The sequence below is a fragment of the Roseobacter sp. HKCC-CH-9351 genome (assembly GCF_037830295.1).
Classification (GTDB): Bacteria; Pseudomonadota; Alphaproteobacteria; order Rhodobacterales; family Rhodobacteraceae; genus M30B80.
On sequence record NZ_JBBLYM010000001.1, the window covers coordinates 300,263 to 313,264 of the forward strand.

At 56.9% G+C, this 13,002-nt stretch carries 13 protein-coding genes; 4 read left to right on the forward strand and 9 right to left on the reverse strand.

The annotated features are described in order from the left end of the window. Positions 1-68: 68 nt before the first annotated feature. Positions 69-683: an SH3 domain-containing protein gene (locus tag AAC632_RS01530; protein WP_340298440.1), complete on the forward strand. Its 615-nt coding sequence runs from the start codon at positions 69-71 to the stop codon at positions 681-683. On the opposite strand, the gene AAC632_RS01535 is transcribed toward AAC632_RS01530, so the two are convergent. From AAC632_RS01535 to AAC632_RS01560, 6 genes are all read right to left on the reverse strand, one after another. Then, positions 680-1,720, reverse strand: a complete 1,041-nt coding sequence (locus AAC632_RS01535) for a HesA/MoeB/ThiF family protein (RefSeq protein ID WP_340298438.1) — start codon at positions 1,718-1,720, stop codon at positions 680-682. The genes AAC632_RS01530 and AAC632_RS01535 overlap by 4 nt on opposite strands. Further along, complete coding sequence (gene dut / locus AAC632_RS01540; RefSeq protein ID WP_340298436.1) at positions 1,720-2,190, reverse strand: dUTP diphosphatase; 471 nt, start codon at positions 2,188-2,190, stop codon at positions 1,720-1,722. The genes AAC632_RS01535 and dut overlap by 1 nt, the downstream gene beginning before the upstream one ends. Continuing rightward, complete coding sequence (coaBC, locus tag AAC632_RS01545) at positions 2,190-3,392, reverse strand: bifunctional phosphopantothenoylcysteine decarboxylase/phosphopantothenate--cysteine ligase CoaBC (protein WP_340298435.1); 1,203 nt, start codon at positions 3,390-3,392, stop codon at positions 2,190-2,192. Before coaBC ends, dut begins: the two co-directional genes overlap by 1 nt. Positions 3,393-3,467: 75 nt before the next feature. After that, positions 3,468-5,045, reverse strand: a complete 1,578-nt coding sequence (gene murJ / locus AAC632_RS01550; RefSeq protein ID WP_340298434.1) for a murein biosynthesis integral membrane protein MurJ — start codon at positions 5,043-5,045, stop codon at positions 3,468-3,470. A 5-nt stretch (positions 5,046-5,050) separates the two neighbouring features. Beyond that, on the reverse strand, positions 5,051-7,876 hold the full coding sequence (locus AAC632_RS01555; protein ID WP_340298784.1) for a [protein-PII] uridylyltransferase: 2,826 nt from the start codon (positions 7,874-7,876) through the stop codon (positions 5,051-5,053). After that, complete coding sequence (locus tag AAC632_RS01560) at positions 7,839-8,993, reverse strand: penicillin-binding protein activator (RefSeq protein WP_340298433.1); 1,155 nt, start codon at positions 8,991-8,993, stop codon at positions 7,839-7,841. The genes AAC632_RS01555 and AAC632_RS01560 overlap by 38 nt, the downstream gene beginning before the upstream one ends. A 103-nt stretch (positions 8,994-9,096) precedes the next feature. Here AAC632_RS01560 and rsmI point away from each other — a divergent pair, with 103 nt between their 5' ends. The 3 genes from rsmI to gshB all read left to right on the forward strand — a co-directional run bounded on the left by rsmI (position 9,097) and on the right by gshB (position 11,366). Then, positions 9,097-9,993 (forward strand): 16S rRNA (cytidine(1402)-2'-O)-methyltransferase, encoded by an 897-nt coding sequence (gene rsmI / locus AAC632_RS01565; protein ID WP_340298432.1) that lies wholly within the window; start codon positions 9,097-9,099, stop codon positions 9,991-9,993. Next, the gene (locus AAC632_RS01570) at positions 9,990-10,343 is read left to right on the forward strand and encodes a YraN family protein (RefSeq protein ID WP_340298431.1); all 354 of its coding nucleotides are present in this window, start codon (positions 9,990-9,992) and stop codon (positions 10,341-10,343) included. The genes rsmI and AAC632_RS01570 overlap by 4 nt, the downstream gene beginning before the upstream one ends. A gap of 78 nt (positions 10,344-10,421) precedes the next feature. Next, positions 10,422-11,366, forward strand: coding sequence for a glutathione synthase (gshB, locus tag AAC632_RS01575; protein WP_340298430.1), 945 nt, complete (start codon positions 10,422-10,424; stop codon positions 11,364-11,366). 195 nt (positions 11,367-11,561) lie between these two features. On the opposite strand, the gene AAC632_RS01580 is transcribed toward gshB, so the two are convergent. From AAC632_RS01580 to cobU, 3 genes are read right to left on the reverse strand one after another with little or no spacing between them, the layout of a single operon-like run. Continuing rightward, the gene (locus AAC632_RS01580; protein WP_340298429.1) at positions 11,562-11,744 is read right to left on the reverse strand and encodes a hypothetical protein; all 183 of its coding nucleotides are present in this window, start codon (positions 11,742-11,744) and stop codon (positions 11,562-11,564) included. A 33-nt stretch (positions 11,745-11,777) separates the two neighbouring features. Next, positions 11,778-12,353 (reverse strand): histidine phosphatase family protein, encoded by a 576-nt coding sequence (locus tag AAC632_RS01585; RefSeq protein WP_340298428.1) that lies wholly within the window; start codon positions 12,351-12,353, stop codon positions 11,778-11,780. Further along, positions 12,353-12,973, reverse strand: a complete 621-nt coding sequence (cobU, locus tag AAC632_RS01590; RefSeq protein WP_340298427.1) for a bifunctional adenosylcobinamide kinase/adenosylcobinamide-phosphate guanylyltransferase — start codon at positions 12,971-12,973, stop codon at positions 12,353-12,355. The genes AAC632_RS01585 and cobU overlap by 1 nt, the downstream gene beginning before the upstream one ends. Positions 12,974-13,002: the final 29 nt, after the last annotated feature.

The window sequence follows — 13,002 nt, forward strand, 5'->3', positions numbered from 1 at the left end:
GCTATGGTATGAGAAAGATCAAAATAACCCAGCCCAAAGCGGCGGGACGAGGCCTATTGAGGATAGTCATGCCACGGTCAGATTGGCGCATAACCCTAGCGATTGGTGCGGTTTGTTTTGTGTTTGCGGCCACCGCAGGGGCGCAAAGCACCGATGGCGCGGTGCCGTTGCCACGCCCTGACAATCTTGTGCCAGTCGAGACACTCGAACTTGAGACCGCCACCCCCACGCCAACGCCCAGTTTTGACGCCCCGACCACTGGGCCAGAAACAGGCTTTCCGCTGCCGCGCTATGTTTCGATGGATGCGACACGCGGCTATGCGCGGCGCGGCCCCTCGCGCAACCACCGCATTGATTGGGTCTTTCAAGAACGCAATATGCCGCTGATGGTTGTGGCCGAGCATGGGCATTGGCGGCGGGTCGTGGACCATGACGGCGTGGGCGGATGGATGCATTACGCCCTTTTGTCAGGGCGACGCACAGCGCAAATTGATATTGACCTTGCCGATTTGCACCAACGCCCTGATCCAGATGCCACTGTCATTGCCCAAGCCCAACGCGGCGTGGTCGGACGGGTAAGCGAATGCGAACGCGACTGGTGTCGCTTTGCCGTTGATGGGTTTACAGGATGGGTTGAGAAATCCGCCCTTTGGGGCGTGATGGAGGACGAGATTTTCGACTAGTCCCCTGCGCAAACGGGGCAAGCCGCATTGCGCTTTAGCTTGACGATCCGCGTCTCAGGCCCAAGCCCATCATATAGCAGCATACGTCCCAATAGCCCCTGACCCGCACCTGTAATCTGCTTAATGGCCTCAAGTGCCATCATGGTGCCCACCACCCCTGGAAGCGCGCCAATGACACCCGTCTCGGCACAGGTGGCAGCCATCCCTGCCTGTGGTGGATTGGGAAAGACACAGGCCATGCATGCCCCGCCAGCACTTGGATCGTAGAGGGTAATCTGCCCCTCCCATGCTGAAATTGCACCTGCCAAAAGCGGACGCTTGGCAGACACCGCAGCGCGGTTGATCATTGCCCGCATTTCGAATTGATCCGTGCCATCAATGATTAGACCATAGTCCGCGAATAGCTCTGCCGCGATCGTCTCGTCCAAAGCACGATTGTAAGGGCGGATATCAAGATGCGGATTTATCGCCTTCATCGCACGTTCTGCTGAAAACACTTTGGGCGTATCTTGATCGGCATCGCGGTGAATGATTTGGCGTTGCAGGTTCGAAAGGCTGACATGATCCGCGTCAATCACCCCAATGCGCCCGACCCCCGCAGCTGCGAGATACAGCAAAACAGGCGAGCCCAAACCACCTGCCCCCACCACCAAAACCTTGGCCGATTTCAGCGCCTTTTGCCCCTGCCCACCAATGTCAGGCAGGGTGATGTGGCGGGCATAGCGCTCTAATTCCTCTGGCGTGAAGGTGCCGCTTTGGCGCGGCGCGGGCGTGATCATGGGCTGGGCCACGCGGCGCAAGCGGTTTAGACCCGCACGATAGGCCAGAACCAACAGAACCGCGCCGCCTAAAATCAACCATGGCGCGGCAGTTTCGCCTGTCGCGATGCGCAAAGGGTGGCCCTCGGGCAATACGAAATGGCCCAATACAACCACCCCATAGACAAGGGCGATCATCACAAGACGGGGGTTATAGGCGGTTTTCATCACTGCCCCGAAGCCCCAAAGCGCAGCCATGATTGCAAGAACCGTGACCATCAGACCTGCCCAGTTGAGCCGAAACCACCCGCCCCACGCGCGGTTTCATCCAAACGCGACACAAGCGTAAAACGGACTTGGATCACTGGCGCGACAACGCCTTGAGCGATCCGATCCCCATGGCCAATAACAAAAGGTGCATCGCCCAAATTAATGAGGATAACCCCCAATGGCCCGCGATAATCGCAGTCAACCGTTCCGGGCGCATTGGCAAGCGTCACCCCATGTTTCAGGGCAAGGCCAGATCGCGGCCGAATTTGCAGCTCATACCCGCGAGGCACAGCCACACGAAACCCTGTTTGGATCAAGGCGCGTGTCTGCGGGGCAAGCGTCAGCCCGGCCTCGCGGGCGTCAGCCGTGAACTGTGCGCGCAGATCAAAACCCGCCGCCCCATCGGTTTCATATTGCGGCAGGGGCAGGTCAGGATCGGCCCAGTCTTCGCGTAAGAACTTTACCTCTACTTGCGCCATTATGCCTGCCCCAAAGCCTCGGCCACGCGCAGGGCAAGCCGTGCTGCAGTCTCAGATTTGCTCAAGCGTGGCCATGGATCAGCGCCTGTGCGCGTGATCAGCGTGACCGCATTATATGCACCCCCCATGATCCCCGTTTCAGGGGACACATCATTAGCCACAATCCAATCACATCCTTTGCGCGCCAATTTCGCTTGCGCATGATCAACCAGATTTTCGGTTTCGGCGGCAAAGCCCACAACCAAGGCCGGGCGGCCTTTTTTCATCTGCGCCACAGATGCCAAAATATCTGGGTTTTCCGTAAAGCTGAGACGGGGTAGCGCGCCATCGCCCGATTTCTTGATCTTTTGGTTTGCGGCATTATCCACGCGCCAATCTGCAACGGCAGCGGCAAATATAGCGGCATCTGCAGGTAGGGCCTCTGTCACGGCCTTTGCCATCTGCGCGGCAGTCTCGACCTTGATCACATCCACACCATACGGCGGTGGCACAGATGCAGGGCCTGTGACGAAACTGACCCGCGCGCCCAAATCGCGACAGGCCGCAGCAAGCGCCGCCCCCTGCGCCCCTGACGAGCGGTTGGCGATATAGCGCACGGGATCTATGGGTTCATGTGTTGGGCCAGAAGTAATCAGAACATGTCGCCCCGCAAGCGGGCCTTCAGCAAATTGCGCGGCAATAGCGCTGACAATCTCATCGGGTTCAGCCATGCGGCCTAAGCCAAATTCACCGCAGGCCATGCTGCCCTCATTGGGGCCAACAGAACGAATCCCATGCCCCAAAAGCTGCGCCAAATTGCGCTGGGTGGCGGGATGTTCCCACATCCGCACATTCATTGCAGGGGCGATCAGCACGGGCTTGTCAGTTGCCATCAGCAGGGTCGAGGCCAGATCATCTGCATGACCGCCCGCCATTTTGGCCATCAAATTCGCCGTTGCTGGGGCCACCACAACTAAATCTGAGGCGCGAGATAATTCGATATGGCCCATTTCGGCCTCATCGGTCAGATCAAAGAGATGCGTGTATGGCGTTTGGCCCGCGAGGGCTGCGACCGACAGAGGTGTCACAAATTCTTGTGCCGCCTGTGTCAGAACAGGGGTAACAGCGGCCCCTTGGCCTCGCAAACGGCGGATCAGCTCAAGGCATTTATAGGCCGCGATCCCGCCCCCTATGATCAACAATATACGTTTCCCCGAAATCATGATGATCTCACCTTTTCGCCTGTTCTGTTGCGAAACCTATGTGGCGCGGCGTCTTGGGGCAATGGGAAATACCCCTCACGCGGCCCCTTTGCGGCGCAGCCCGCCCAGAATTTCTTCGAATGAAAAGGCACCAAATAGGCGGCCAAAAAGGGCATAGGCCCCCGCGCCAACTGCAATAAGCCCCGCAAGCGCGAGATAGCGCAATACGCCCCCCTCAAGAACGGGGGCAAGGATCAAGCCTGCACCGTAAAGCACCGCCCCCATCGCAATAGCCGCCCCCGCAATGCGTGGAATGCGCGCGAGATAACGCGCATCATAGGCAGCGACATCACCATAGGTCTTTGCACCACGGCGCAGCTGATAGGCCATGACCCATGCAGAAATGGTGGTGGCCAATGCGGCGGCAATATAGCCGATGACAAAGGCAAGCCCGATGGCGAGAGCGGCATTTATGACCATTGCCACCACGGCATAGTGAAATGGGCGCTTGGTATCCTCGCGAGCGTAAAACACGGGCTGCCAGATTTTCTGAAGAACAAATGCGGGTAGCCCTGCCCCATAAATCGCCACCGCCCAAGCCGTGGCAATAGTGTCTTGGCCCTCAAAGGCCCCACGTTCGAACAAGACCGAGACCAAAGGCACAGGGATAACCATCAACGCAACCGCGGCAGGAATGGTCAGGGTCATCCCAATCTCAGCCGCACGCGATAAGGCGTGCCGCCCCCCTGCATCATCGCCGGCCCGCAAGCGGCGCGAGAGATCTGGCAACAACACAATCCCGATTGCGATCCCAACCACACCGAGCGGCAATTGATATAGCCTGTCGGCATAAGACAACCATGCAATCGCCCCATCAAAGAAGCTTGCAACCTGACGACCCACCAAAACATTGACCTGCACCACCCCGCCTGCAAGCATGGCAGGCCCCGCCACAATGACCAATCGGCGCAAGTCAGGCGTGAATTTCGGCCAAATCGGGCGGATGACCAACCCAGCACGTGCGGCCGCCCACCACACGAAAACCAATTGCGCAACGCCCGCCACGGGCACTCCCCAGGACAGGGCCAGCCCGATCATGCGCGTGGCTTCGGGGCTGTCAGCGGCGCTCTGCGCGCCAAAGATCAGCGCAAGGATGAGGATCACATTTAACAGCGCGGGCGCCACGGCAGCAGCCGCAAAGCGCCCCACAGCATTCAGCATGCCCGAAATCAACGCCGCCAGTGAGATCAACAAAATATAGGCGAAGCAGATACGGCCAAATTCCACCGCGATCCCAAAGCGGGGATCATCGGCAAAGCCTGATGCAATTGCCAAAATCAACCAAGGCATGGCAATCTGCGCAAGCAGGGTGAAGCCAATCAGAACCACACCCAGCATGGATAAGGCATTGCGCGCAAATGGTATCGCATCGCTGCCGTCTTCGATTTTTTTAGAAAAAATCGGCACAAAGGCCGCGTTCATTGCACCCTCAGCAAAAAAGCGGCGAAACATATTAGGTAGAGAAAACGCCACCAAAAACGCCTCGGCCACGCCGCCCGCGCCAAAATAGCGGGAAAGCAGGATATCGCGCAGAAATCCCAAGACACGGCTGACCATTGTCCAACCGCCAACAGCGAGAAAGCCAAAGCCCAATCTGATTTGCGGGGCCGCCACAGCCGCTAGACCCCTGCCCGCTCGGCCACACGCGCGATGGCATCGCGCAACTTGCGCTCCAACACGTCTTGGCGGGATTTGGAGTGGAGTTTGAGACCGAACATATCTTTCACGTAAAACACATCTACCACCTGAACACCGAAGGTCGCGATCATCGCACTGGCGATGTAAATATTGTTCGCGGCCAAAGTCTTGGTCAGATCATATAGCAGACCAGGGCGGTCGCGTGTATCCACTTCGATGATGGTGTAGATTTCCGACCCGTCATTATCGAATGTGATATTAGTCGCCACGTTAAACGTGCGCTCGCGCTTTTTGATTTTGTCGCGCCCCTCAAACGCTTTTGAGGCTACAACCTCGCCCTTTAGGGTTTTGTCGATCATCGAGGTCAGACGCGGCAGGCGGGCATCCTCATAGGGGTTGCCATCAGCATCTTGAACCCAAAACACGGCAGTCGCATAGCCATCTTTCGAGGTATAAGTGCGGGCATCGACCACATTCGCGCCCACCAGTGACAGGGCGCCAGAAAGGCGGCTAAAGATGCCTGGGTGATCCACAAGCGCAAAGCAGACGCGGGTCGCATCGCGGTCAGTATCACGCTGTGTGTCAATCCGGATTTCATCATCCCGAAGGCCAAGCAGCATATTGGCAAAGATAATCTGGCTGGCCAGATCAAGCCCTTGCCAATAGGGGCCATAATGGCGGTCTATTTCAGTTTTAAGATCCGCCTTAGGCCAAGTTGCCAAAGCATCGCGCAGGGCCTTTTTGCCCTCGCTTTCCAACTTGTCGCGGTTAAGATCCTCAAGACCCGTTTCCAAGGCTTCAGCCGTGGCGCGATAGAGGCCGCGCAACAGCGTGGCTTTCCAGTTGTTCCATGTATCAGGCCCAACCCCACGAATATCACAAACTGTCAGAACGGTCAGCAAATCCAGACGCTGCCGCGTTTTTACCAGTTTGGCAAAATCACGCACTGTGCGCGGATCCGCAATGTCGCGTTTTTGGGCCATGTCGGACATCAACAGGTGATAGCGCACGAGCCATTCGACTGTTTCAGTCTCATCGGGTTTGAGGCCCAAGCGAGGGCAGAGTGCACGCGCAATCCGCGCGCCCAAAATCGAATGATCTTCTTTCCTGCCCTTGCCAATGTCATGCAGCAAACAGGCCACATAAAGCACTTTGCGGTTTACCCCACGCTTCAAAATACCAGATGCAATCGGCAATTCCTCGACCAATTCGCCCCGTTCGATCTGCGCAAGGGTAGAGACAACTTGGATCGTATGCTCGTCCACTGTGTAGCTGTGATACATATTGAATTGCATCATCGCCACGATAGCCGCGAAATCAGGGATGAATGCGCCCAAGAACCCCAATTCATTCATCCGCCGCAAGGCACGTTCGGGATTGCCTTGCTTCAAAAGCAAATCAAGGAAAATGCGGTTCGCCTCTTTGTCGCGGCGCATTGCTGTGTCAATGAGGAGCAAATTGGCCGAGATCATCCGCATTGCATCGGGGTGCAGAAGATAGCCTGTGCGCAACGCCTCCTCAAAAATGCGTAATAGATTGATCTTATCGGCCAAAAACGCCTTTTCATTTTCGACAGTCAGACGATTTTGTTTCAGCGCATAGCCGTCTTTGATTTTCTTTTTGCGGCTGCGCCCGCGCAAAAAGCCTAAGATCATCGGTTCGCTTTTGGCGTGACTGGCCTCAAGCGCGGTCAAAAAGATGCGGGTCAATTCGCCCACGCGGGTGGCATGGCGGAAATAATCCTGCATGAAATGCTCAACCGCACGGCGGCCTGAGTGATCGGCATATTGCATGCGTTCCGCGACCTGCACTTGCAAATCGAAACTCAAACCATCCTGCGCGCGGCCTGCAATTGCATGCAAATGACAGCGTACCGACCACAAGAACCGTTCGGCCGCATCAAACGCGTCAAATTCTTCGCGGCTGAACACCTTGAGGGCGACCAGATCTTCGGCCCGCGCCACGCCATGCTGATATTTCGCAATCCAATAGAGCGTCTGCAAATCGCGCAGACCGCCCTTCCCCTCTTTTACATTCGGCTCCAACATATAGCGTTGGCCACCTTGCTTTTTGTGGCGGCTGACCCGTTCCTCAAGCTTGGCTTCGATGAATTCGGAAAGGCTGCCCTCAAACAAATCTTTGCGCAGTGCCGTCTTGAGCTTGGCCGATAATTCGGCATTGCCCGTCAAGTGGCGCATTTCCAACAAGGCCGTGCGGATTGTAAAATCCTCGCGCCCCAGACGCAGACAATCTTTGATGTTGCGGGTGGCGTGGCCCACTTTCAGCTTGAGATCCCAAAGCATGTAGAGACTAGATTCAATCACGCTTTCGACCCAACCTGTGCTTTTCCATGGGGTCAAAAACAGAAGATCAACATCCGAGAACGGGGCCATCTCGCCACGCCCATAGCCGCCAACCGCCAAGATCGCCATCCTCTCCCCCTCGGTCGGGGTGGGATTGGGGTGTAAGCGTGTAGATGAGACACGCAACACCTGCTGCACCAACCCATCGGTCAGATGGACATAGGCGCGCGTCACACGGCGTGCGGTTAGGGGATTTTCCGCAAAGGCCGCATCAATGGCAGATCGACCCTTTGCTTGGGCATCTTGCAAGATCGCCACGACCGCAGCGCGAATTTTGGCAGGATCGCTGAGATTAGATATCGCGCCATCAATTGCGGCAGTAACGGCCTCCGCGTCAAAAATATCTTCCGTGGGACAAATCAATTGCCCCGCAGCAGATGGGATGACCGAAAGGCGTGGGTTCTGTTCAGAATCCAGCGCCGAGGGTTCTTGGGGCGGGGTCAACAAGGATGATCTGCCTGTCTTGCAAAGTCACTACGGCAAGGCCGCGTTCAATAGAGCCATCGGGTAGCAATCGGAATACGCCGTTCGCGCCCGCAAAGCCAGAGCCTGATGCAAAATCCACACCGCCCAAACGGCCCGTGCGACCCACGGTGTCAATCACAGCGCGCATCCCGTCATAGGCCAAGGGCGCAAGGTTATGCGGGGCTTGCTGATAGGCCAATTGATAGCGGGTGCGGAACGCACTTTCGGCATTGGGATCGGGCAGGACAAACCACCCGCCCTGCAAGCCACGAATTTCCAAGGTCTGCGCAGGGATATCCCAACGGGTCAGACCAATGATTTTGGTGGCCTCAGTGTCAAAGCCATTATCTGGCAAGAGTTGACCGAAGAGCGGCAAAGCCCCTGAGGCGTCCGCGGTCAAAATCATCGCATTTGCGCCAGTTTGTGCGACCATTGCCTCAACCTCAGGCAAGGCAGCAACAACGCCAGTCTGACTGAACTCATAGGCGATTTCACCCACAACAGTGGCACCTGAGGCCGCCGCCGCACGGCGCACTGCATCACGCGCCACTTCACCCGCCAAATTGCGCGCATGCACCACCATGATGCGATCACGGCCATTCGCCGCCGCATAGGACACCATCCGCGCGGCGGCATTGTCGTAAGTCAGGCCAAGCACAAACAGATTGCGCCCTGCAATGCTGGCATTGTTCGAGAAACTAAGAACCGAGACATTGGTATTCGCCACGGCCACACCGACCGCCGCCGCCGCGTCCGAGCGCAATGGCCCAAGGATCACATCCGCCCCTTCCGCAACCGCCTGCTGCGCCACAGCTGCGGCCATGCCTGCGTCGGCTTGCGTTGGATAAACCACCAATTCGATTTGCGTGCCAACGGCCTCGGCGGCAGCGAGGCGCGCGGCGTTCTCAAGACTACTTGCCAGAAGGTCGTCCCCTGCATTGGGCGAACCATAGGGCAGCAGCATCGCAACGCGCACAGATTGCCCGACCTGTGGCCCTGTTCCCATTGTGGCCTGACAGGCCGACAGAACCACGCCAAAGAGCAAAAGCAAACTCAACCGCAAGAACTTGCGAAATCTTGTCAAAGTAGGGATCATAGTGATCTCTCCCAGTGGGGCCAATTTGCACAAACCCTAGCCAGTCCTGTCCGCCAAGTAAACGCTCGCAATGGACAGACCGCGCAGATATGTAAGTGAGCTGATGCGAAACGACACAGAAAACGGGCGCGAATTTGCCTACACCCCCAGCGACAGCAAACTGGCCGCAGGTTTGTATTTTGTCGCAACCCCGATTGGCAGCGCGCGCGACATCACCTTGCGCGGGTTAGACATCCTTGCAAGCTGCGATGTCATCGCCGCAGAAGACACGCGCACCTTGCGCCATTTGATGGAAATTCATGGGGTGGCGCTGAATGGCCGCGCAGTCTTGCCTTATCACGATCATAACGGCGCAGAGATGCGGCCAAAGATCATGTCCCTTTTGGGCGAAGGAAAATCCGTGGCCTATGCATCAGAGGCAGGGACGCCGTTGGTGGCCGACCCTGGTTTTGCCTTGGGGCGTGCTGCCATTGCGGATGGGCATATGGTCACCACCGCACCGGGGGCATCCGCCTCACTGGCAGCACTGACCGTGTCGGGCCTGCCCAGTGACCGCTTTCTTTTTGCGGGCTTCCCACCCTCAAAATCGGGGGAACGGCGCAAATTTCTGCAAGATTTGGATCAGACCCAAGCGACACTGATCTTATATGAAAGCCCGAAGCGCATTCATAAATTGTTAAACGAGATGGCCGAGATTTGGAGCCAAGATCGCCAGATCGCTCTGTGCCGCGAATTGACCAAGAAATTTGAGGAGGTCATTCGCGGATCGCTTGCAGATGTGATTGCGGCAATCGAAGATCGAGCATTGAAAGGTGAGATCGTGCTTGTCATTGACCGCGCGGAAAAGCAGGCCGCTGATGAGGCCACCGTGATTGCGGCGCTTCGGGCGCGACTTAAGACTGCACGACTGAAGGAGGCTGCGGCACAGGTGGCAACCGAACTGGGCCTGCCGAAACGCGATGTTTATCAATTGGGTCTGTCCTTGGACGCGGATCCGTGAGCGGGAAAGCCGCCTATCTTGCGGGGCTGTCAGCCGAGGATCAGGAGGCGCGGCTCTATGAAACCCATTGCTATCACTTGCGGGCGCGGCGATGGCGCGGGCGGGGCGGCGAGATAGATCTGATCTTCGAAAAATCAGGCGAAATAGCTTTTGTGGAAGTTAAAAAATCGCGGGATTTTGACACCGCTGTGTCACGTGTGAGTCCCGCACAAAGGGCGCGCATCCTGCAGACAGGTGATGAGTATTTGGGTCTGTGTCCCATGGGCCTTGCGACACCGTGCCGTTATGATCTCGCAGCCCTCAACCAGATCGGACAGGTTCACATCATCGCGAATGCGTTTCTCGAATAGCCTGCCTCACATGAATTGGGCATTGCGTCCTCCCCTGCCAAAGGCCATGAAAGGGTTGGTATAGATACGGGGTGAGACATGGCACTCAAAGTCGCAATTCAGATGGATCCAATCGCGCCGATTAACATTGACGCGGATAGCACGTTTCGCGTGGGGCTGGAGGCACAAGCGCGGGGGCATGAGCTGTTTTACTACACTCCAGATCGTTTGTTTTTTGACGAGGGTCGCGTCTGCGCGCGCGGGTGGCCGATCACCTTACGCCGCGAAAAAGGGAACCACTTCACCCTTGGGGCAGAGCAGACCATCGACCTAGGCGATTGGGATGTGGTGCTTTTGCGCCAAGACCCGCCTTTTGACATGGGTTACATCACCACCACCCATCTTTTGGAACGGATTCATCCCAAAACCTTGATCGTGAATGACCCGTTTTGGGTGCGCAATTATCCTGAAAAATTGTTGGTTCTGGAATTCTCCGATTTAACCCCACCCACTATGATCGCCCGCGATCTTGGCGCTTTGCGTGAGTTCCGCGCGCGCCATGGGGAAATCATCATCAAACCGCTCTACGGCAATGGTGGCGCGGGCGTGTTTCGTCTTGAGCCAAAGGATCGCAACCTCAATTCCTTGCATGAGATGTTCACCTCTATCAGCCGCGAACCCCTGATTGCGCAAAAATTCTTGCCTGATGTGACGGCGGGGGACAAGCGGATCATCTTGATTGACGGCGAGCCCGTTGGGGCGATCAACCGCGTGCCTGCCGAAGGCGAAACCCGATCAAATATGCATGTTGGCGGACGGGCTGAAAAAATCGGGCTGACCGCGCGCGAACATGAGATCTGCGCCAAAATTGGCCCGCTGCTGCGCGAAAAAGGCCAGATTTTTGTGGGGATTGATGTGATCGGCGATTACCTAACCGAGATCAACGTGACCTCACCTACGGGAATTCAAGAATTAGAACGCTTTGACGGGATCAATGTCGCCGAAATCATTTGGCAAGCCATCGAGGCACGGCGTGCGGGCTAATCTTCACGCCCTGTGCTGATGCGATAACTGACCGCTTCTAGGATATACGCCTCTTCGGTTTTGTCGGATGCTGCCAAATCCGCAATGGTGCGCCTCAGCCCGCGCAGCATCATCCTGGGGCAACAGACCATGTCGCGGGAAAGCCTCGCTCAAATGCCACGCAATGAACAGGCTATCGCGTAAGATAGTGTCGTCTTACGTGGCCACGGCAGGCACGCTTGACCCACCGCCAAAGGCACGAACCTGTGCAGCAAAGTCGGGGCTGTAGATCACGGCCTCGTCGAGGGTCACGGGAATATCGAAAAGCGCAAAGCACAGATAACCCCGAAGTGACCAACTGGAATAGGATCGTTGCCCGATCAAAAGCCTGTATGCCATGTCTCACTCCATTCTGTGCCAAGGACACCACCGCTAGGGGCAATACCCGATCCTCACAACAGACCATCTGCCTTCTCTCTGGTGAAATTCAGTGACCGAGAGAGGGGGGATTGTATGGGCATAAGCCTGATATGCGCTTAGCCCTGAATGGCGCGCGATTTGTGTTAGGATTGCGCCGAAATGGCATGTAAAGATCACATCTTGATCTGGGTGCTGCGCCAGAACGCAATCAGACGCGCGGCTCACCCGCGCCATGACCATCGCCCAACTTTCCCCGTCGGGCGGGCAGATGTCTTCCCCTCCCTCCCAAAAGGCGCGCGAAAGTTCAGGGGCGGATTGGCTAACCGCATCAGACCCCTGCCCCTCCCATTCGCCAAAATGAAATTCGCGCAGATGAGGCTCATGAGGCAGGCGCAGGCGCGGCGATAGCGCATCTGCAGTGGCCGCAGCACGGATGAGGTCAGAGGAAATCATCACTGCCTCTGCAGGAAGATAGGCATCAAGCCGCGCTATTTGCGCGTGATCGCTGAGATCAGCAGGAACATCACGCCACCCCGTGATCACCTTGGCATGGGTCGGCCCATGGCGCAGCCAAAAGGCACGGCGCATCACCCCTGCCCCTTCGGCAATTGCCCTTTGAGGACGAGAGGCAGGCCTGCGGCCACCATCACCACAAGATCCGCTGTGGCAGCGATGGCTTGGTTCAATTCCCCTTGATCCTGACGAAAGGCCCGCGAGAGGGGATGATCCGGCACAACGCCCATTCCAAGCTCGTTAGAGATAATGACAACAGGGGCTGGGCAATCGGCGATGGCGTGGGCCAGCGCCGCCCATTCAGCCCGCCAGTCCCGTTTAGCCATACCCAAATTGGCCAACCACAGCGTGGCGCAATCAATCAACACGGCCTCGCTTTTGTGAAGTTGCGTCAGAGCCGCAGGAATATCGGTCGGCACTTCGACTGTGCGCCACTGGGCCGCCGCTCGCGCGGATTTATGCTTGGCGATTTTGGCGTCCATCTCGGCATCATGGGCCTGTGCTGTCGCGAGATAAACGGGCGACAGCCCCGTGTTCAGCACCAAATCCTCGCCAAAGCGCGACTTGCCAGAAGCCGCACCGCCAAAAACCAATGTCAAACCCGCCAAACCCGTCAAAAGAAATTCCTCACCAAAAGTGATCCATTCATCATGCTGCCGCGTAACACCAATAGAACCGCACAAGATGCGGAACAAGACACTGCCAAAAATGATACGCCAACAGG